Here is a 20,018-nt window from a genome sequence, read left to right on the forward strand (position 1 = left end):
ACCGCACTGGCCGACCCAGCGGCACGGCGGACAGATCGCGGATGCCTCGATCTTTGGTGCGAATACGGAGAGCAGGCGGTCACTCAAGCTTCCGACAAACTTTGTCATGAATACCTCCTAAGTGCGGAAACGATAACCGAGCCACCCAAGATGATCAAGACTTCGACAATCCCGCTTTCGACGCGAAAGCATTCAGTGATTCAACATGTTTCGCCGAGTTCACCTATTAGCAGCAAACTGGGACATGGTCGAGTCCGAAGTGGTCTTCTCCGAAATCGGGACGCTGACGCACACTGGGGACGTTCCCCGGTTGAACACCCGTTGACATCACGGCGCAGGCGGTTCGTGCCGCCGCTGGCCCGGCAGGCGTTCGCCGGAGCCCTTGGCGACCTCGTCGAGGTGCGCCGCGAACTGCTGCCACGCCAAGGCGAGCTCGTGGGCCCGATCAGCGAGCGACGGCGCCCAGTACGGGGGCACGCTGTCGGACAGGCGCCGCCATCCACCGCCCGCGATGGAATGCGAGCCGAACAGCTGCAGCACGGCGCGGCCCGCTTCTGTGAACCTGAGCGAGGGATCGGCCCTCAGCCTTCGCATCATCGACGCCCACTGCACGTCAGGGACGTCCGGGACAGCGATGCTGTGCACGTGCGCCGGCGGCTCCTCCGCGCGCCGGACGAGGCCGACGACCGGTTCACCATCCCGAACGCTCCCCGGTGGTACCGGCGAGGTTTCGGCGTTGTGGACGTTCACCTCCCGCCGTACGGCGTGGACGGTGCCGACCGAGACACCCGCGGCCCTGGCCACCGTCCGGAGCGAGGCATCGGGATCACGACGGACGATCTCCGCCGCACGCTCCCGGCCGCCGCGCCCGAGCGGACGGGCGTAGCCGTCGCGGCCGACCCTGCTCGTGGCCTCCGGGAGGTGCTCGGCGAGGTCACGCCGAATCCGCCCGACAGTCTTGTGCGCCAGCCCGGTCACGCCCGCGATCATCCGGTCCGACCAGTGCGAATGCGTCGTCAGCACCCGTTCCGCCGCGGCCTTGCGATCGGCGAGCGACAGGGGCAGCCCGTGGGCGACGTTCGCCCTGACCTTCTCCACGAAGATCTCGTTCGGCCCACAGTCGAGGAATCGGACCCCGATCGCGCGCTGCCCTCGCAGCTGGGCGGCTCGGAGCCGGTGCATGCCGTCGATGACGAGCATCGACGGCCAGTGCACCAGGATCGGGGGCAGCGGCTCGTCCGTTTCGGCGAGCCGCTGGATGTGTTCCTCGTCCTCCCCGTCCAGCCGAGGCGAGTCACCCCGCACGAGATCGCTGATCGACACCATCGAGACGGCGTCGGCGAACTCGGGCCCGGTGGGGCCCGTCACCGTCGACGATACCGAGCGGGGTCGGGACGGACTGGGCATCGGCAACGATTCTGAACCCACGGCGGCTCCACCATCGTGTCGGCGGGTCAGGGCCACGAACCTTCCGGACAAACCTGGTGGCAGCCTAGGAACCACGACTGACACGGGACTGCCCGTACTCCACCCGTACTCGCCTTACCCGCTGGTCAGCCACCGGCCGCGGCTGCCGGTCCGGGACGCGGAGTCGAAGTCGGAGCCGGGATGGCGCCCACCACACCCGGGACGTATCGCTCCACAGTGGACACCGACTGGACCAGTTGCCGATCGGTCGGCACAATGCCGGGATGCCACCCGACGTCGACGACACCTGGGACCGGATCGAAGCCTGGCTGCGGACCAACGCGCCCGCCTCCGACGAGCATCTCGGCATACCCGCGCGCAGGGACACGATCCCACCTGTCGCGGCGCTGGTGGACGAGCCGCTGCCCGACGACCTGGTCACGTGGTGGCGCCGCTCGTGCGGGACGACCAGTTTCCTCGCGGGCCGGCTGCTGACCGGGTTCGCCCCGTACTCGATCGACGAGGCCGTGGAGTGCCGCACGATGATGCTGGAGATCGCGGCGTGCGACGACTCGGAACTGGCCGACCTGTCGGCGGAACCCGCGGGCTCCCCGTGCTGGCACTGGTTGCCGATGTGGGTACCCATCGCCCACGACACCGGCGGCGACCTTCTGTTCGTCGACCTGCGCTCCGGTCCGGAACGCGGGTGCGTCACGCGGTGGTACGAGACCGAGTTCGCGACGATGGACCCGACATGGCCCGACGTCGCCACCATGCTCACCGAGATCGCCGACGCCCTCGAACACGGCACGGCGGTGGACGGCGCCCGCCCGAAGGTCCTCGACGACGGCGCGCTCGGCTGGGCCTGACCCCGCGGCCGCTTCGGATACGGGTGAAGTACGGGCAGCGCCGTGCCAGTGTCGGTACCTATTCTGCTGTGGACGATGGACAACCCTGGGTCCTTACAGGACTCGTCGCACGGGTGACCACGTCGACGTGATATCTGCCGGCTCCGGCAATTCAGAAAGGTTCTTCATGAGGCTCAAGGCTGTGCGCCGGTTCGGTATCGTTGGCGCGGTGGTCGCCGCGGTCGCCGGCGCGCTGATCGTCTTCGTCCCGTCATCGGCGTCCGCGGACAGCGAGTGGTGGTGCCACGGCACCGCGGTCAAGCGGTGTGCCACCGTTTGGTGGGACGAGACCGACGACACCTACCGGGCACGGGCGAAGATCACCGATGCCGACGGTGGCGTCGACTACGAGGTTCGGGTCATCGACGTGAAGCTGCAGCGAACCAGCACCAGCGGTGGCTATGTCACGTTGCGCACCAAGGCCGACGGTGACGGTTGGCACGCCACCGAGGACCTGGCAGGCACCACCACCGTCGACCCGTGCAACTACCCGCGGCAGAGTTACAGCGTGGTCGCGACGTTCTACTGGCGGGGCGCGTCCGCCGGCCAGGAGACCTGGCGCCCGAACAACGCGTGGGCCCTTCTCTGCGGCTGACCCGCCCAATGCGTCCGTCTCGCACCGAGAGGTGCGGGACGGACGCGTTTCGCCGTACCCGGGTCACGCCGACACCCGTCACACCGAAGGTCACCGATCTTCGTGGTTGCCGTGTGCTTCCGCGGAGAGGTCCTGCCAGTCGGCCCAGGTCTTGAGCCGGGCGGCGTAGGTCTGCTGGATCAGCGGGTAGAAGCCCTGGCCGAAGAGGATCCGCAGCGGCGGGTTGTCGGCGTCGACGATCTTGAGGAGTGCCTTGGCCGCGGCGGCCGGGTCACCCGCGGGCTGCTTGCCCGTGAGGGCCGCGGCGGAGATGGCGCGACTGCTGGTGGATTTCGACACCCTGCCGCCATCGCAGCGCAACTCGATGTGGTTGTGCCTGATGCACCCCCGGATGCGCGATTTCTACCTCGACCGCGAACGCATGGTGCGCGAAGGGATCGCCCACCTGCGCGCCGCGTGGGCCGCGCACCCGGACGACCGGGCCCTGAGCGGCCTCATCGCCGAGTTCGCCGCCGGCAACCAGGACTTCGCGCGGTTGTGGGGCGAACAAGACGTCAAGTCAGCGGCCGAGGGCTCAAGATGATGCGGCACCCCGAGGTCGGGGTACTCGCCATGCAGTTCGAGACGCTGCGGCCACTCCAGGACCCGGACCAGCTGCTGGTGATCTACCGCGCCGCGAACACGGAAACCCAGTCGGCATTGGACCGGTTGTCGACACGGGCCGCACCGCTTCTCCCCCGCTGACGACGGCACCGCCGCTCAGAACGTGCCGAACAACGTCTCCAGCTCGATCCCGACCCCCATGGCGCCGGTGAACCCCGCGGTCCAGCCGCGGGCGCCGTTGTACTGACCGCTGAACCCGACCTCGCCGAACAGGTAGATGTTCGAGCGGCGCACCGGGTACTTCACCCTGCCCTGCAGGAAGTCCACGATCCAGGCGTGTTCGGTCGAGTCGTGCCCGAACTGCGCGCCGATGCCCTGTTCGAGGCTGAACTCCAGGTGCGAACCGAACGCCGGCCAGCTTCTTTGGAGCAGCGTCCAGCCGAACCGCGCCTGCCACGAGAAGCCGGTGGTGTAGGTGATCGAGAAAGCCGGGTCCCGCGGGTTGATCAACCCGAACAGCGGCCGGGGCAACAGGTGGAAGTCCCCGAAGGCGAACTCGAAGGTCATCGTGCCCTCGAAGCCCTCACTCGTGTCACCTTCGGCGGCGGCCTCGACGGCGATCGGGCCCAGGTCGGTGTCGGTCATGCGTTTCTCCTGGCGTTGCCCGGCAGGTCGTCCAGCTCTTCGAGCGTGTGCTGCTCGTCCGGCGCGGCGACCTGCACCTGCATGGAGACCGCGATGTCGGCCGGCATCGCCTCCGACTGCCCGGTTCCCTGCTCGGTGGGAGCGGCGCCACCGAGCAGGGCCGCCCAGGTCGCCTCGTCGCACTGACCGGTGGCGGGCAGTCCGTGGTGCTGCTGGAGCGTGCTCACCGCGTACTCGGTGGCCGCGCAGTAGGTGCCGTCCTGGAATCCGCTGCCCATCTGGTGGTACGCCAGCATCTCCTGCAGGTAGGTCACCCATTCCCCGGTATCGCCCGCACTGAGCGTCGGTTGCTCCGCCATACCTCCGTTGTGCCAGCTCGCGCGGTCGTGGGCAATCGTCCTTGGGGCACCCCATCGTGCGAACGGAAGTGCCTTCGCGCGCAGGGACACCGACCCGGCGGTGGCCGGTGGCCCGGTCCGGAATGCGGACCGGAGATCCCGCCCGAATGGGCAGGATCTCCGGTGTCAAGGAATTTCGGCAGACGCGGCGGGACGTCCGTGCGAGGCGGTCTCACTCGCCCGTGGCACGGTCCTTCCTCATGATCCGCACCGATGGGCCGGGACTGACGTCGAGGCGGTAGTTCTCCGCCACCTCGACGAGGTCCGCGAGGATGTCCCGGTCCGAGGAGACCGACACGCTGTCGGGTAGGACGATCTCCGAGGCCGCCTGTCCTGGCGCCATCGACGCGGGGAGCGTCGGCGGGGCGCCGTCCGGGCAGCCGACGATGCGCGCGATGTTTCCTTCTGTGTCGTGCACGGCGAAGAACCTCATGACTCTCCGTTCTAAGCCCCGATCGTGGTCACCCATATCATGTAAGCCGCGACATGGGTCGTATGGACGTTCTTGATGACGTATTCCGCGTAGTGCTGGCCGAACTCGTTGACCGTCATCTGTACGAAGGTCACCGCCAGCGCCTGCGTGTACTGCGCCCCCGGGCCGATCCACGCGTGCGCCATGACCTGTACCGTCCCCCCGAACGACGCGGGCAGGGGCCCGGTCCACCAGGACTGCTCCTGTTGCGGCGCCAGCGCTCCCCCTTGGGGGTAACCCCAGACATTGATGTTCGCCACGTGTTCCACCTCCTCATGTGCGCGAACACATCATTCTCCGCGCGGGATTCCACAGTGGACACGTCCGGTGGCACGTCCGTTGGGGCAGGGGTGGACGGTCCAAGTGGACACGCGGAGGCGCCCGAAAGGATCCGGACGCCTCCGCGCGGTACCGCACAGGTCAGGGGTTGACCTGCCAGTGCACGTTGACCTTGTAGCTGCCACCGTGCCCGTTGAAGGTGAACGTGCCCGTCGGGAGGCGGAAGTTCGTCCAGCCGTAGTCCGCCGCGTTCTTGTACATCCACTCGTACCGGTTCGGCAGGTACACGTAGTGCGTGCCCGGGTCGAACAGGTCGTCCTGGAACAGCTCGAACAGCCAGTCGAAGAACACACCGACGAGCCACGCGACCGCCTTGCCGATGGCTTCGGCGAGCGCGGCGCCGAGGTAGCCGGTGAGGACACCGGCGATGGCCTTCTCGATCACCGCAAGCACGTCGTTCTTGACCTTGGCCCACACGGTGTTGATCGCGTCGGCGAACCCGGAGCCGTCCTTCTCCGCGAGCATCACGACAGTGCTGTAGGTCCTCGGCCAGGCCCCCGCGCCGGTGAGGTCGAACCGGTGGAAGAGCTTGCCGGGGTCGGCGTAGACCTTGACCTCGTCGTCGTCGAAGTCGTCGCGGACCATGAACTGCCCGACCTTCGTCGTCACACCGTTGTGGCCGACGGCGACCCCGCCCATCGCGATCTCGTCGTCACCCGGCCACTCCGGGTTGGTCTCGTCCGCGCACTTCACCCGCTCGATCCGGTAGTCGAGGCTGGTGAGCGTGGGGATCCACAGGTGCGCCGGGATCTGGTACTTCCGCGCCATGTCCATGGCGGCGGCCTCTTCGGCCCGGTGGACCGCCTCGATCCGGGCCGCCCGGTCGGTGAGCCTGTTCTTGAGCGCCACCCGGTCGAACGGCACGGTGTCCGGGGTGAACACGCCGGAGAAGCCCAGCTGGGCGTACTTCGCGGGCTCGATGGCGCCGTGCCTGCCGAACTCGCGCTTGCGGACCGCCGGGTCGGCGATCATCTGGCGGGCGGCCTCGGCGGCGGACTTCTGCCGGTCGGCGGGCATCGACAGGATGCCCGTGCGCAGGTCCTCCTCGATGCTGCCGGCGGGGTACGACGTGGACGGGTCGGCGGCGACCACGGCCATCGAGTACTTCAGCGCGTAGTCGGCGTCCTGCATGATCGACGCGATCTCGGGATCGGACCTCAGGTCACCCGGCGTCGGCGGGGGCGGGTACTCCGGGTCCTCGACCGCGACCCGGGGCTGCTGGGCAGTGGCGACGGCCTGTGCGGGGACCAGGGCCGCCGCGACCGCCACGACCGCGACCAGTGGCAGCCCGTAGCGACGTAGACCGCCGGCACGTGAGCGTGTGCGCATGGATTCGTCCTTCCTGACGTGGCCGGCACCACCTGTCCGCCGGTCCGCTGGAAGGTCTACGGACCGGCGGTTGCCGGGCGGCTGTGGCGTGGTTGCCGGGTGGCTGTGGCCCTGGAAGGAGTGGTGCTGGTGGTGGTTCCGACGTAGTCCTCATGACGACCTTCCCGATGGCGGCCCCGCCGAGGTAGTGGCGGAACGCCTCTGGTGCGTCGTCGAAGGGGAAGGTCCGGTCCAGGACCGGCCGTATCCGGTGGGCGCGCACACGCTCGGCGCGCCGCTGGACGTCGGCGCGTCCGACCTCGCACGAAACCTTCCTCCCCGCCGACGAGGACAGCGCCGCCCTGCTCCGCGAGCTGGCGGCCACCCGGCCCGAGGTGCCGGACCGGGTGGGACCGCTCAGGCGTGCGGAGTGGGCCGGTAGATGAGTTCCTGGGTGTGGCCGTCGAGGGTCCGGCTCTCGAGCAGCTCGAGGTCGAAGTCGGCGGCGCCCTGGAAGATCGGGTCCGCCCCGGTCCGACCGGTGATCACCGGGAAGACCGTCAGCTGGACGCGGTCGACGAGACCCGCGGCCATCAGCGCCCGGTTCATCGACAGGCTGCCGTGGGAGCGCAGCGGCACGTCGGACTCCTCCTTGAGCCGGGCGACGACGTCGACGGCGTCGCCGCTCACCAGGGTCGCGTCCGGCCAGTCGAGGGGGCCGTCCAGGGTCGTCGACACCACGGTGGTCGGCAGGTTCCTCATCCGCGTGTTCACCGGATCGGTCACCTTGGCCGCGGCGCTCGGCCCCAGCACCTGCACGAACTGCCGGAAGGTGGTGGCGCCGAGGACCATCCGCTGCTCCTCGCCGTACAAGGCGAGACGGCGGTCGAGGAAGTCGGGACCTTGCTTGCCCCAGTAGCCACCCCAGTCGCCGTTGCCGTTGTACGAGCCGAAGCCGTCGAGAGTGGAGAAGACGTCGAAGGTGTAGGTAGCGGTCACGATGCTCTCCTCGAGTGCGGTGCTGCTGCGTTGGCGCCCGTCGTGGGCGGCCTCTCACCTCCGCTACGAACACCTCCGCCCCGATTCGACACCCCGTGCCGGATTTCCTGCCACCCGCCGATGACCGATCTTGGCGATCGACGGTTCGGGCATGATGGCGGCATGGTGCTCAACCCGACGCGTGCCGCGGTCCTGGCGCTGCACTGGCAGGTGAACGTGATCCGGCCCGAGGGCTTCTTCGGCGCGATGCTGGCCGGACCGGTGGCCCGCAGCGGCGTCGTGGCCAGGGCGGTGGACTTCCACGCGGCCGCGCGCGCGGCCGGGGTGCCGGTCGTCTTCACCCGGTTCACCATCCCGGCGGGCGACGGCGGGCTGGTCCGCAACACCGCGTTCATGCACGCGGTCGGCGACGCCCAGGACTCGTTCCGGCCCGATGCGCGGGGCGCACAGCTGATCCCGGAGATGGCCGAGGGCGCCACCGAGGTCGTGGACAACCAGAAGCTGTCCGGCCTGGCAGGCAGCGACCTGGCCGAACGGCTCACCGCACGCGACGTCGACACGCTGTTCGTCACGGGCGTGGCCACGAACCTGACCGTCGAGCAGACCGCGCGTCAGGCCACCGACCTCGGCTTCACCGTGCACGTGGTCAGCGACTGCGTGACCGCCGCCGACGAGGACGTCCACGCCGCCTCGCTGGCGAACCTCGAGCTGACGACCGCGGGCTGCCTGTCCTCGGCGGAGATCGTCACCCAGCTCTCGCTTCGGTGATCCGCACCGCGCACAGCGAGCCGAGGAGCCGGTCGAGCATCAGTCTGGTGTCGTGCTGACCCTGTTTCAGCCGCGGTAGTAGTCGGCGACGGCGGTGAACGCGGCCTTGGGTTCCCACGGCATGTCCGGGTAGGTGTCGCCGGTGCGGTCCTCGAGGACCTTGACGATGCCGAGACTGGCCAGGTCGAGGTCGTGGCGAGGGTCGTCGGGCCGGTGTGGGAAGTTGTTGAGCGCGAAGAGGTACACGAAGGCGCCGTCCACGCCTTCGGCGTCAAAGATCTCCAGCAACTCGCGCAGGTAGGCGGCCTGGCCGGGCTCGTCGCGGACGTAGTCCCCGTCCAGTGCGACCGGGCGACCGGTCTCGTCGTACTCGACGATCTCCATGCTGCGCGGCGCGACGTCGCCCGCACCCTGCCAGGTGGCCGTGCCGAAGCCGGTGATCGCGACCGGCTTTCCCTGCGCGACGAGCTTTCGCACGCCTTCCCGGAACTGGTCGGCCACCTCGGCGGACCGGATGAGCTCGACCGAGGTGATGTCGAAGAGGGTCCAGTCGACGTTCTCGAACGGAATGCAGGCGTAGGTGATCCTCCCCCGGAAACGTTCGCGGACAGCCGTGACGGCGTCGCCGAGGAAGTCGTTGAGGCGGGCGTTCGCCTCGGCGATTCGCTCGCCCCGGCCATCTGGCCGGCTCAACAGCAGCTCGACCCGCTCTTCCACGTTGTCACCGGACAGGAATCCCCGGTTCATGATGCTCAGCTCGACGCCGGCGACGAAGACGACCTCGGCGCCCGCCTCCCGGATCCGCTCCGCCCGCTGCGCGCAGTCGGCGAACAGCGACAGGATCTCCGCGGTCGTCAGTTCCAGCGGGTAGGGCGAGAACCAGACCTCCAGCCCGAGCTCGGCCGCGCAACGGGCGGCCTGTTCCAGTCGCTCCGGATCGCCACCGACGACGTGCACGGCGTTGCAGTGCAGGTCGTCTCGGATGATGGCCAGCTCTCGCCTGACCACGTCGAGATCGAAGCGCTCACGGGAGATCTCGCCGTTGCGAACGAACCCGGTGTCGTACGCGATGCCCTTGGCACGCATGGGTTTGGTCCTTCCTGTCGGGGAGCTGACGGCCCGAGCCTAGAAAGAAAAGTGCGTGCACGCAAGTTTGCGTGCACGCATGTTAGCTGGGACACTGGGGCCATGACCGCACAACCGACGGGGCTACGCGAGCAGAAGAAGCAGGCCACCAGGGCGGCGTTGCGAGAGGCGGCCCTGCGGCTGGCCATGACGCACGGACCGGAGAACGTGCGCGTCGACGACATCGCCGAGGCAGCCGGGGTCTCGCCGAGGACCTACAACAACTACTTCTCCAGCCGCGAACAGGCGATCGTCGCCGCCGTCACCGCCGAACGGGAAGCACGAGTCGCGGCGGCGATCGCCGCCCGCCCCACCGGCGTCGGCCTCGCCGACGCCGTGGCCGACGCGATCGTGGAGCAGTACACCGACCCGGGAGAGCACCACCGCGACGCACTGCTGATGATCACCACCCACCCAGCACTGCGTGCCGCGTTCGTCGACACAGCCGGCACGGTCGAACACCCCCTCGCCGACGCGATCGCCCACCGCCTCGGCGACACCGACCCGCACACCGCCCGCGTGCTCGCGGCGAGCGTCGCCGCCGCGATCCGGATCGCGCTCCACCAATGGGTACAGCCGAGCACCGCGTCTCCCACGACCAGTGGGCTCGTCGTACCGGCCGGCTCGCTACCCGACCTGCTCCGCGCCGCACTCGCGCCGCTCGCACCCGCGCTCGACGCGGCCGAAGAACGAGCACGACAACGCTCGCCTCAGTGACGAGGAGCGGTAACCGTGCCGCTGCCCGACCGGCCACGGTCCCGGGCCGCAAGCCTCAGCCGGAGGTGCGTGGGCGGATCGCGTTCCGCAGGAGGAGTGTGGTGAGCACGCTGCTCACCCCGGTCAGTGCGATCGCGAGGCCGACCGGGAGGAATTCCGCGAACACGCCGAAGACCAGGGGGCCGATCCCCTGGATGGTCATGGTGGTGGTGTTGAGCAGTGCGAAACCCTGTCCCTGGAGGTCGGCCGGGACCGCCTCCAGGAAGCGTCGCTGCAGGCCGAGCAGGTAGGCGGAGCCCACGCCGGTGATCACGTACGCCGCGGCGACCGCCGGGTACGGCAGGTCCAGGACGAGCGCGATCGGGGGCGTGCCCATCACCAGCAGCAGTGGCAGGACGAGTCGTTCCCGGGTGGCGGGCGCGAACGCTCGCCCGACCACGACGTCGCCGATGAGCATGCCGACCGACGTGGCCGCCAACAGGATGCCGGTCTCCCTCGGGTCGAACGCACGCTGCGCGGCGTACGGGATGAGCAGGCTTCCCGCTGCTGCCAGGTACGCGGCGGGCAGGCACTGGACCATGATCAGCTTGGTGACGCCGGGCGCGGCGACGAGCGCGGCGTTGCCCTGGAAGGTCCTGCGCACGATCGACCCGCCCTGGCGGACCACCTCGGTGCGCGACAGGAACAGGCGGCTGATCACCGACGCGAGCAGGTGCGCCCCTGCGGTGACCAGCATCGTCCGTTCCACACCCAGCCACCCGACCAGGACCCCACCGGCGGCCATGCCCACCATCTGCGCCGCGACCGCGACGAGGTAGGACAGCGAACGCCCCAGCACGTAGGTGTCGCCGGTGAGGACCTCCGCCATGACCCGGCCAGCGGCCCCGGTGGTGACCGGAGTCAGGCAGGCCACGGCCGCGACGAGGAGCAGGCTGGCCACGACCGGGAGGTGCCCGAACGCGAGCAGCAGCCCGACCGCGCACTGGAGCGCGTAGCCCGTGGCGATGAGGGTCCTCGGCGAGAACCGGTCCGCCATCGCGGCAAGGAACAGGCCACCCGCGGCCTGGGGGAGGAAACCGATCGTGAACGCCATCGCCGTCAACAACGGAGAGGCGGTCTGGCGGAACACCAGCACCGCCAGCGCGACGGACCGCAGCGTGTCCGACATGACGCCGAGCAACCGACCCGCGAAGATGACGCGGAACTGTGTGACAGCGAAGACCTGGCCATAGGTGGCCTTCGCCGTGAACTGATCGGTCATGATCACAATGCTCCCGAAGACGTGCTCGGGCCGAACCTCATTTACCGGCCGACCACGGTGACAGAGCCGGCACCGCGGCGGGCTCTGGGGTGCGGACGTGGCGGTGGCCGGTGCTGTGCGGGTCGCCAGAAGTCCGGCCGCGGTTGGCGGTCCGGCGTGCGCGCAGGCCGCCCGCCAGGCAGAGCACCGCGCCGAGCGCGATCCAGGCGACCAGAACGGTGACGGCGTGGGTGGCGCCGCGGCCGTCGAAGAAGGCGGTCGATCGCAGCAACCGGCCACCCGCTCCCGGGGGCAGTAGCTGGCCGAGCGTGCCGGACCAGCCGGGCAGCATCTCGGGTGCGGTCGCCGTGCCGGAGAGTGGGTTGCCGACGAGCATCATGACCACGGCGCCGAGCCCGATTCCGGCATATCCGAGCAGGGATTCCAGCCCGAGGATGGTCAGGGACGTGGCCGCGATGGTCAGGGCGACGGCGCCGCTCTTGGCTGGGTAGGACCCGCTCAGCGAGCCGAACCAGAACTGCAGGATCGCCGCCACCGACAGGCCGCCGATGGCCGAGAAGGCGAGTGCCCCGGTGACCCGGCGGCCGGTGCCGCGGACGAGTCTGACCAGCAGCACCGCGGCCATCGAACCGCCCATGACCAGTGGCAGTGCGCCCGCGGCCAGTCCTGCGCCGCGCGGGTCGTCGGCGGGCAGGGTGGCGAGGTCGCGGACGGCGGCCGAGGTGCCTGGTTCGCCTGCCTGGCCGAGGCCGGTCGCCATGGTCTGCAGGGTTTGGGCGACCGCGGTGCTGGCGGCGGAGGCGACGATCACCTGCGGGTGGCCGGAGCTGAGGTCTATCGCCCCGTACACCTGCCGGTCGCGGACGAGTCGTTCGGCGGCATCGGAGTCGGCGACTTCGGTGATCTCGAAGCCGCCCGGCAGACGCTGGTCGAGTGCGGTACGGATCTGTGCGACCGCGCTGGTCGGCCCGGCGACAGCGATCGGCACATCCTGCACCGTTGAGCGCACCGACGGCCAGGCGAACGCGATGAGCAACATGCTCGTGAGCGCCGTGAGCAGGACGACGGCTCCGGCCACCGTCGACCATGGGGACGGAGGTGTGCCGGTGGCGAGCGGTGCCCGCGTGGTCATGTCCACTCCTTGAACAGTTGGGCCGAGACCGAGGTTCATCGCAGGGTGAGCGGGGTCGCGGATTCGATGTGGGTCAGTTTCTGCGGGTTGCGGACGTAGTAGAGGCCGGTGATGCGGGTGTCCTCGACGTGCATCACGATGACGCCGTCGAGTTCACCGTCGACGTGCAGAGCCAGTGCCGGGCCGGCGTTGACCACCGCGGGCTCGACGGTGAGCGGCACGTCGTTCCTGGTGAGTCCGCCGACGATGAACCTGGCCACCTTGTCGGCGCCGACGACCGGACGCGGGGTGGCCTGCTTGATGCCACCACCGTCGCTGATCGCGACCACGTCGGGGGCGAGCACGTCGAGCAGCCCCTGCAGGTCCCGGGTCTCGAGCGCACGCTGAAAGGCTTCGAGCGCCGCCTGGGCCTGCCGGGCGGTGACCGCGCGGCGCGGACGGCGGGCTTCGACGTGGCGGCGGGCACGACGGGCGATCTGGTGCACGGCGGCGGGGGTCTTGCCGACCGCGTCCGCGATGTCGTCGAAGCCGATCCCGAACGCTTCTCGCAGCACGTACACCGCCCGTTCGGTCGGGCTCAGTGTCTCGAGGACGAGCATCAGCGCCATCGACACGCTCTCGGCGAGTTCGATGTCGACGGCCACGTCCGGTGCGGTGAGCAGTGGCTCCGGCAGCCAGGAGCCCACGTACGCCTCCCGGCGGTTCTTCATCGAGCGCAGCCGGTTGAGCGACTGCCGGGTCGTGATCCGCACCAGGTAGGCGCGCCGGTCGCTCACCTGTGCCACGTCGACCTTCACCCATCGCAGCCAGGTCTCCTGCAGCACGTCCTCGGCGTCGGCCGCTGATCCGAGCATCTCGTAGGCGACGGTGAACAGCAGGTTGCGGTGTACGACGAACGTTTCCGTCGCGTCGACGGTGGCGCGGTCGTCTCCGTCGAGGTCCGCTGTCTCCCCGTCGGCCCGCCGCTGCCCGTCGGCTTCACCTGTTGTGTCCATGAGTCCTCCCCTTTCAGTGCCCGTCGGGTCCGCGCCGGTTCGCCGATGGCGCACGATGAGTGGCGGCGCCCGCGATTCGGGCACCGCCGCACATCGTGTGGCCGTGATCAACCGGGAACCGAGCGCGACGACGGCGGTGTCGGTGTTTCAGACGATCGGCGCGTCGCTGCGCCGGGCCTGCAGCATCTGCAGCCTGTGCTCGCCGTACTTGAACCAGGAGTGCGAGCCGGGCTTGTGCGCTTCGTTGGCCAGGTGCTTGACGCTGGCGGCGCAGGCGAACTCCTTGAGCTTCTTGCCCGCGAGCCCACTGAAGTAGATCCGCATCGCCGTGTCGTCCTTGCGGCCGAGCTGGAAGATGCCGGTGCCGCGGCCGAAGCTGATGCACATGGCGGGGAACGACAGGTCGATCGGCGCCGGCCGCGCACCCGCGATCCGGTTCAGGACGGTGTCGGCGGCGTGAGCGCCCAGGCAACCCGCGGCGTAGGCGCTCATCCGGAACGGCAGGTCGGACGGTGCTGCCGAGTCACCCGCCGCGACGATGCGCTCGTCGTCCATGCTGGTCAGTGTTTCGTCGGTGACCAGGCGCCCCACTGCGTCGGTGCGCAACCCGCTGTCGGCCGCCAGATCGGGCACACCGAAGCCCGCGGTCCAAATGGTGACCTGACTGGCCAACGTGCGGCCGTCAACGAGTTCCACGGCATCCGGTGTGACCGCGCTGACCGACGCGTCCGAGCCTTCCAGCACGTCGACCCCCAGCTTGGCGAGGTACTTGCGGGCGGTGCGTCGAGCTCGTGGGTGCAGGTACGGACCGACCTCACCCCCGCAGACCAACGTGACGGCGCGACCCTGTTCCGCCAGCTCCGCCGCGGTCTCGATGCCGGTCGGACCACCCCCGACGACCGTCACCTCGGCCGTCATGGGCGTGTCGGAGAGCACCGACCGCAGTCGCTGCGCCGCCTCCAACGTGGAGATCGGGTATGCGAACTCGGCCGCGCCCGGCACCCGAGGGCCTGCGCTGCCGCTGCCCACCGCGTAGATCAGGTAGTCGTAGCCGATTGTGCCGCCCTCGGCCAGGGTCACACTGCGCCCGGCCGCGTCGATGCGTGTCGCGCCGTCGACAACCAACCTGACCCCCTTGGCGAGGACCTCCGTGTAGTCGACGACCGCGTCGTGGGACCCACCCACCAACTGGTGCAGACGCAGCCGCGGGACGAAGACCGGCCGCGGATTGACCACCGTCACCGTCACGTCGTCGCGCTGTGTCAGACGATTGGCCGCCATGACACCGGCATATCCGCCGCCGATCACGACCACATCGATGTTCTTGCTCATGGGCGTCTCCTTCGCTCCGTGGATCGAGCACAAGACACCGCATCGACGAAGAACCTGACATCATGTGAAGGAGATCACTCGGCAGTCCGCAGCTCATCGGTCTGCGGCGAACGTGGACGCGCCCGCAGCGCCGGAGACGCAGGTCGTACGTGCCCAACACCTAGCTGGTGTTGTGTCCAGATTCGTTGGCCGGGTTGGGTTGGTCTCGGTGGGTGTTGTCCACGTCGGACGTTCTGCACGGGGTGGTTTGTCCTCGCCGGACGTTCTCGCCGAGCGGGTTTGCCTCCGGCGGCTCCTCGCCGGAGGGGCAGGTCTCTGGGATGGCTACCCGGTTGGCATCTTCGGTTCTTTGGCATGGGTCGGTCTGCCTGCCATCCCGTCGACCTCCCTGCGGGCTATCACACCGGCTCAAGGGGGCGGTTCCAGCGTTTGCTGCCGGTTCCGTTGTTTGTGCCCCCTTGATCCGGTGTGATCGGGCTTTGCCAGGTCGACGGGATGGCAGGCAGCCCCTTGTGCGGGCTTCCGCCCGTGCCCGGTTGGCGTTCGTGCCGTGAAGGGCGCTTTCGGACGTGGGCCCGGTGTCATGAAGGGGCCCTTCATCACACCGGACGTAACGAAGGAGTCCTTCATCGCACCGAGCACAACGAAGGGGCCCTTCATCACACCGGGTGTTACGAAGGGGCCCTTCATCACGCCCGGTGCCTGTAACAGTTCCTTGACCCCCAGTCGCCTGAATGGCCCATAAACGCCTGGATGTTCGTCACCACCTGTGGCCGGATCTTCTACCCCGCGCGATCCGGCGCGGATACTCGGGAAATGCGTACCATCACCCTGCTGATCGCGGCCGTGACCGTATTCCTCCTGCCAGTACCGGCGGGAGGAATCACCGCTCCCGCCGACTCCCCTGCCGCCACGGATCCGTGGGCCTGCTGGTTTCCCCCGTCACCCGGCTCTGGGTGGTCCATGACCATTCACCGCTTCCACACGTGCGCGCAGTGCGAGACCGCGGGCGCGGCTGGTGTCAGCAATGGCGAATGGACTGCCTACCGCTGCGCCTGGGTGCCCATCGGCCTCGACGGCGACTACTTCCTCTTCCTGCCAAGCGACACGGCGCGCGCGGCGGCACCGGACCCGTACCTCGACGGTCTCGCACCGCAGAACGAGATTGCGGTGGACGACGCGGCCAACCTGACGGGCGCGCCCGACGGGCGGTTCGCCACCGTGCACGGGCGGCTCACGAAATTCCTGGTTCTCGACCTCGGTGCGGGCGAAGAAGGAATCGGCGATCTCGAGGTGCACTACGCACTGCAGCCGGGCGACGTTCTCGGCATGGTGATGGACGTGCATTTCCTCGACCGGAACGGGAAGCGCCTCGGGCAGGGCCAGTTGGGCATGATCGGCTCCGGTCCGCGCGTCACCACGGTCGACAACCCGTCCTCGAAGCCGTACCGCTACCTGAAGATTCTCACGGGCCTGAACACCGTGCTCTTCGACTCGATGAAGGCGGCGGCGCCGGCGGAGTGACACCGCTCGGCACCACCGCGTCGGTGCACGGGTGACCGCGGGCTGCCCCGCGGTCACCCGCTCGGTCACGCGACGGCGCAGGGGTTCCCGCCCGGGGTGGCGGGTTTGCCCTCGACGTTCGCCTTCGCCTCACCGATCACCACGTCGGTGAGCAGTGTGTCGAGCACGACCGCCTGCTGGGTCACGCTCGTCGCGGTCGTGGTGGTGCTGTTGAGCCGCAACGAACCGATCAGCAGCGGTATCGTCAGCGGCGCGCTGCCCACCGTCACCGAGACACCGTTGATCTTCAGGCTGGCGATCGTGGACGAGCCGGTGAACTGCGGCACCAGACCGCCCGGTCCCGCGACGCACTCCGCGGTGGCCGTGGAGCTGATCACGCCGATCTCGACGGTGACGAGCGTCGCCGTCACCTTCGTGGAGTCGACCCGCGCGGTCGCCGTCGCCTTGTCACCCGCGGTGGGTGGCGACCCGGTCAGCGTGTCCGGTGTCTGGTCCGTCGTCGCGTCCAGCACGTTCGCCCGCACGGTCAGGATGCCCGCGTTCAGGTTCACGTCGGCCACCTGCTCCTGGTCGTCGACGCACGGCACGTCCGGCGGGTTGGCCCGCGCCACGACGATGCCCGCCAGGTTCAGCGCGGTGGCCTGGCAGGAGAACACCCCGGACCGCTCCGCCGTCTGGATCCGCACGTCCGACAGCACCGGGCTGGTGCCGTCCGGTGCGGCCGTCAACGTCGCCCGCGCCTCGATGTACCGGCCGGTCAACGAGAACAGCGTGCCGTTGCCCACCGGGACGAACGACTCGCCGGCCAGCCCGGCCTCGGTGTCGGACGCACGTGCCTCGAGCGTGATGCTCGTCCCCGGCGGCACGCTGCCCTGCGCCTCGGTGTTCCAGGTGATGCGACCCCACGTCTGCCCGGCGACGCCGCCGTCCTGTACCACCGACCACGTGCCCACCGGCGCGGTGATCTCGCCGAGCACCGAACCGGTCATGTCGCTGTAGTTGTACGGCGCGGCACCGGCACCCAGGTCCACGGTGAGGTCCACCGCGCCCACCGGGAACCCGTCACCGCCGATCGGCCCCGCGTCGGGGTCGATCCGCATGGCGTTGTTCGTGTTCAGGTTGGCGACCCAGATCTTGCCGTTCGTGTCGACCGCGACACCGGTCGGGCCCGCGCCGCCCGGCAGTGTCACGTTGCCGACGAACGTGCCGTCGGTCCGCAGGTGGCCAACCGTGGTCTGCCCGCCGCCGAGGATCGAGTGGGCGACCCACACGTTGCCGTCCCGGTCCACCGCGACGCCCTGCGCGAAGGTGTTGCCGTGCGGGTACGAGCCGAGCACGTTCCCCGTCGCGGGATCGAGCTCCTTCACGACACCGCTGCCGACCGTCGTGTGCCAGATGTGGCCGGTCATCGGGTCGATGCCCAGCCCGTAGTCGCCGTGGGAGGTGTCCAGGCAGGCGCCCGTGCCGGTGCTCGGCACGTAACGCAGCAGGTTGTTGCCGTACCGGGCAGACCAGAGCGTGCCGGCCTGGTCGATCAGCCCGCCGTAGCCACCGCACCCGAGGGAGAACTCTGTGCCGGGCACCGGGTCACCGGTCCCACCGGAGACCTTCTCGTGCTCGGTGTCGGCGCCGCCCGTCCACACGTCGTTGTTCGCGTCGACCGCGACCGTGCGGGTGTTGGTGCCCGCCACCCTGGTGTAGTTGATCAGGCACTCGTCGGCCGCGGTCGCCACCCCGCCGTCGTTGTCGGCACCGCCCGCGTTGGTCCAGGGCCTGATGTCCCCGAGGCCGCGGGAGGTGGCGATCAGCCCGTCCTCGTCGCGGTCCACGCAGGTGTTGTAGGCGAACGGGCCCGCCAGGTAGTCACCCGCGGGATTGGCCGAGCCGTCCGCGTTCGCCCGCGTGCCACCGACCACGACACCGACCCTCGTGATCGAGCCGTCGGGGTTGCCGTCCCCGTCGACGTCCGAGGACTCGGCCCGGTTCGAGAACCACGTGTTGCCCAGCCGGTCCACGGTGGTGCGTGACGGGTCACGGCCCCGGCCGGACGGCGCGGAGAACCACTCGCCGACCGTCTCGCCCGTGTTCACGTCGATGCGGACCATCGTGCCGCGTCCCGACGCGGCGATGTTGACGTACGGGAAGAAGACCGAGGTCCGGTCGAGCTGCAACTGGTCGTTGTTCGGTGCGTCGTGGTTGACGTCCTGCAGAACACCTTCGTCGAACTGGGCGTCCACTGTGTACAGGACATTCGTGCCCGCCACCACGGCCGCCGCGGGGGTGGCGAGCGCCACCGGCACCACGGGCACCAGGACCGCCGAGGCGAGAGCCGCCGTCCACCTGGGTCTTCGTACCACTGGTGACCTGACTCCGATGTGCATGAGTTCCCTTTCCGTATCGCGCCGATAAAGGAGGAACCTTCCGGTTATCCGATTTGTTCGGCACTCCGGTGCATCGCCTCGTGAGCACACAGCCGTTACGGGATTCGGCCGTGCACTTTGCACGGTGCGAGTTCGTCCCTATGGCCCAACAGGAAACCCGGACACCGCGACCGACCTGGGAATTGTCTGCCGGTTTTCGGCCGGACGCCGCCGGCCACCGGAGATTGTTCACGCCTTCGGCCGAGCGGTGCCGAACGGAGCATTCCGAAATAGTCGTCTCAGTGGTCAACGGGAACGACATGTACCGGCATCGCGCAACCGATCGGCTGTGCGGGTGAAATCAGCCCGGGTCCTGCTCGCGAGGGCGCGCGTCCGATGCCGTTCTCGTCCGGACGGTGGCCCCACCGGGTTCGTCATGCCGAACCCAGACAGTCGCCCCGCGAGCAGTTCTTCGGAGCGCTCCCACAGTGCGCGGGCGAGACCAGCGTCGAGCGCTTGCGTGTTTCGCGGCGCGACGGCCCTGCGCTTGTAGTAATTAGCCCCTGACTGCCAGTCCGTTCCCGGGACGCCTTCGGCGAGCCACACGATCTGGTCCGCACCATGGTCGGGCGTGGACAGCATGACGCGCCGGAACAGCGCGTTGGAGGCGAGGAAGCGGACGAGGCGCATGACCGGGCTGGTGGTGTCGGAGGCGAGGTTCGTGGCGACGTTGCCGGGGTAGAAGGAGGCCGCCGACAGGCCGCTGGCGTGGTAGCGCCGATGGAGTTCGGTGGTGAACAGGATGTTCTCGAGCTTCGACGCACCGTACGCGTGCACCGGGTCGTAGTCGCGATCGTGATCGAGGTCGTCCAGGTGGAGTCATCGCCGCCGCCCTGGGGTGCGTCGAGGCAGCCTGATCGCGTGGGACCTCACACGCTCAGCCGCAAGCGCTCTCGACGATCCTGGACCGCGCCATGGCGGCCCCTTCCTGCTGACGTGACCCCGTCGGGTTGATCCAGGTCCGGTGACGACGGTCCCGGAAGGACACGAGCGCTGAGGAGTCGGTGCACCGGCGTGCAATCTACGTCGGCGTCTCGTGTGGTCCCATGCCGCCCCGCCCCAGCTCGGCG

The 20,018-nt window shown here is 69.2% G+C and carries 20 protein-coding genes and 2 pseudogenes; 6 read left to right on the forward strand and 16 right to left on the reverse strand.

Translation table 11 applies throughout. The features are described from left to right. Positions 1-327 precede the first annotated feature (327 nt). On the reverse strand, positions 328-1,368 hold the full coding sequence (locus FHR82_RS10715) for a ParB/RepB/Spo0J family partition protein (RefSeq protein WP_184810110.1): 1,041 nt from the start codon (positions 1,366-1,368) through the stop codon (positions 328-330). Positions 1,369-1,691: 323 nt separating this feature from the next. Here FHR82_RS10715 and FHR82_RS10720 point away from each other — a divergent pair, with 323 nt between their 5' ends. Together FHR82_RS10720 and FHR82_RS10725 are read left to right on the forward strand one after the other, a co-directional pair. After that, complete coding sequence (locus FHR82_RS10720) at positions 1,692-2,276, forward strand: SMI1/KNR4 family protein (RefSeq protein ID WP_184810111.1); 585 nt, start codon at positions 1,692-1,694, stop codon at positions 2,274-2,276. 166 nt (positions 2,277-2,442) lie between these two features. Next, on the forward strand, positions 2,443-2,910 hold the full coding sequence (locus FHR82_RS10725) for a hypothetical protein (protein WP_184810112.1): 468 nt from the start codon (positions 2,443-2,445) through the stop codon (positions 2,908-2,910). Between the two features lie 90 nt (positions 2,911-3,000). On the opposite strand, the gene FHR82_RS10730 is transcribed toward FHR82_RS10725, so the two are convergent. Next, on the reverse strand, positions 3,001-3,249 hold the full coding sequence (locus tag FHR82_RS10730; protein ID WP_225943786.1) for an SDR family oxidoreductase: 249 nt from the start codon (positions 3,247-3,249) through the stop codon (positions 3,001-3,003). On the opposite strand from FHR82_RS10730, the pseudogene FHR82_RS10735 reads away from it, so the two are divergent. Beyond that, positions 3,221-3,654: pseudogene (locus FHR82_RS10735) on the forward strand (MmyB family transcriptional regulator). The gene FHR82_RS10730 and the pseudogene FHR82_RS10735 overlap by 29 nt on opposite strands. A gap of 15 nt (positions 3,655-3,669) precedes the next feature. On the opposite strand, the gene FHR82_RS10740 reads toward FHR82_RS10735, so the two are convergent. The 7 genes and pseudogenes from FHR82_RS10740 to FHR82_RS10765 form a co-directional block, all read right to left on the reverse strand. Then, positions 3,670-4,158 (reverse strand): hypothetical protein, encoded by a 489-nt coding sequence (locus tag FHR82_RS10740; RefSeq protein WP_184810113.1) that lies wholly within the window; start codon positions 4,156-4,158, stop codon positions 3,670-3,672. Then, positions 4,155-4,517 carry a peptidoglycan-binding domain-containing protein gene (locus tag FHR82_RS10745; protein ID WP_184810114.1) on the reverse strand — a complete coding sequence of 121 codons (363 nt, stop codon included), beginning with the start codon at positions 4,515-4,517 and terminating at the stop codon, positions 4,155-4,157. The genes FHR82_RS10740 and FHR82_RS10745 overlap by 4 nt, the downstream gene beginning before the upstream one ends. 211 nt (positions 4,518-4,728) lie before the next feature. After that, positions 4,729-4,989 carry a hypothetical protein gene (locus FHR82_RS10750; protein WP_184810115.1) on the reverse strand — a complete coding sequence of 87 codons (261 nt, stop codon included), beginning with the start codon at positions 4,987-4,989 and terminating at the stop codon, positions 4,729-4,731. Between the two features lie 11 nt (positions 4,990-5,000). Next, positions 5,001-5,288, reverse strand: a complete 288-nt coding sequence (locus tag FHR82_RS10755) for a hypothetical protein (RefSeq protein ID WP_184810116.1) — start codon at positions 5,286-5,288, stop codon at positions 5,001-5,003. Between the two features lie 160 nt (positions 5,289-5,448). Then, positions 5,449-6,696: a hypothetical protein gene (locus tag FHR82_RS45895; protein WP_225943784.1), complete on the reverse strand. Its 1,248-nt coding sequence runs from the start codon at positions 6,694-6,696 to the stop codon at positions 5,449-5,451. 166 nt (positions 6,697-6,862) lie between these two features. Further along, a pseudogene (locus FHR82_RS47950) lies at positions 6,863-7,060 on the reverse strand (zinc-binding dehydrogenase); the annotation flags it as partial. Between the two features lie 32 nt (positions 7,061-7,092). Further along, entirely contained in the window at positions 7,093-7,674 is a 582-nt protein-coding gene (locus tag FHR82_RS10765) for a dihydrofolate reductase family protein (protein WP_184810118.1), read from the reverse strand. 162 nt (positions 7,675-7,836) lie between these two features. On the opposite strand from FHR82_RS10765, the gene FHR82_RS10770 reads away from it, so the two are divergent. Then, positions 7,837-8,442, forward strand: coding sequence for a cysteine hydrolase family protein (locus FHR82_RS10770; RefSeq protein ID WP_184810119.1), 606 nt, complete (start codon positions 7,837-7,839; stop codon positions 8,440-8,442). 66 nt (positions 8,443-8,508) lie between these two features. On the opposite strand, the gene FHR82_RS10775 is transcribed toward FHR82_RS10770, so the two are convergent. Beyond that, on the reverse strand, positions 8,509-9,528 hold the full coding sequence (locus FHR82_RS10775) for a glycoside hydrolase family 113 protein (protein WP_184810120.1): 1,020 nt from the start codon (positions 9,526-9,528) through the stop codon (positions 8,509-8,511). Positions 9,529-9,630: 102 nt separating this feature from the next. Between FHR82_RS10775 and FHR82_RS10780 the strand changes: the two genes are divergently transcribed. Then, positions 9,631-10,284, forward strand: a complete 654-nt coding sequence (locus FHR82_RS10780) for a TetR/AcrR family transcriptional regulator (protein WP_184810121.1) — start codon at positions 9,631-9,633, stop codon at positions 10,282-10,284. Between the two features lie 55 nt (positions 10,285-10,339). Here FHR82_RS10780 and FHR82_RS10785 read toward each other — a convergent pair whose 3' ends face one another. The 4 genes from FHR82_RS10785 to FHR82_RS10800 all read right to left on the reverse strand — a co-directional run bounded on the left by FHR82_RS10785 (position 10,340) and on the right by FHR82_RS10800 (position 15,004). Then, on the reverse strand, positions 10,340-11,545 hold the full coding sequence (locus FHR82_RS10785; RefSeq protein ID WP_184810122.1) for an MFS transporter: 1,206 nt from the start codon (positions 11,543-11,545) through the stop codon (positions 10,340-10,342). Between the two features lie 37 nt (positions 11,546-11,582). Next, entirely contained in the window at positions 11,583-12,677 is a 1,095-nt protein-coding gene (locus FHR82_RS10790; RefSeq protein ID WP_221463602.1) for an ABC transporter permease, read from the reverse strand. Positions 12,678-12,712: 35 nt separating this feature from the next. Next, positions 12,713-13,672 (reverse strand): RNA polymerase sigma-70 factor, encoded by a 960-nt coding sequence (locus FHR82_RS10795; protein ID WP_184810123.1) that lies wholly within the window; start codon positions 13,670-13,672, stop codon positions 12,713-12,715. Positions 13,673-13,819: 147 nt separating this feature from the next. Then, entirely contained in the window at positions 13,820-15,004 is a 1,185-nt protein-coding gene (locus FHR82_RS10800) for an NAD(P)/FAD-dependent oxidoreductase (protein WP_184810124.1), read from the reverse strand. Between the two features lie 753 nt (positions 15,005-15,757). Between FHR82_RS10800 and FHR82_RS10805 the strand changes: the two genes are divergently transcribed. Beyond that, entirely contained in the window at positions 15,758-16,528 is a 771-nt protein-coding gene (locus FHR82_RS10805; RefSeq protein ID WP_184810125.1) for a hypothetical protein, read from the forward strand. Between the two features lie 65 nt (positions 16,529-16,593). Here FHR82_RS10805 and FHR82_RS10810 read toward each other — a convergent pair whose 3' ends face one another. Then, positions 16,594-18,885, reverse strand: a complete 2,292-nt coding sequence (locus FHR82_RS10810) for a choice-of-anchor P domain-containing protein (protein ID WP_221463603.1) — start codon at positions 18,883-18,885, stop codon at positions 16,594-16,596. 309 nt (positions 18,886-19,194) lie between these two features. Beyond that, complete coding sequence (locus FHR82_RS10815) at positions 19,195-19,725, reverse strand: Rossmann-fold NAD(P)-binding domain-containing protein (RefSeq protein ID WP_184810126.1); 531 nt, start codon at positions 19,723-19,725, stop codon at positions 19,195-19,197. Positions 19,726-20,018 lie beyond the last annotated feature (293 nt).

It is taken from the genome of Actinophytocola algeriensis, from assembly GCF_014203735.1.
GTDB classification, from domain to species: Bacteria; Actinomycetota; Actinomycetes; order Mycobacteriales; family Pseudonocardiaceae; genus Actinophytocola; species Actinophytocola algeriensis.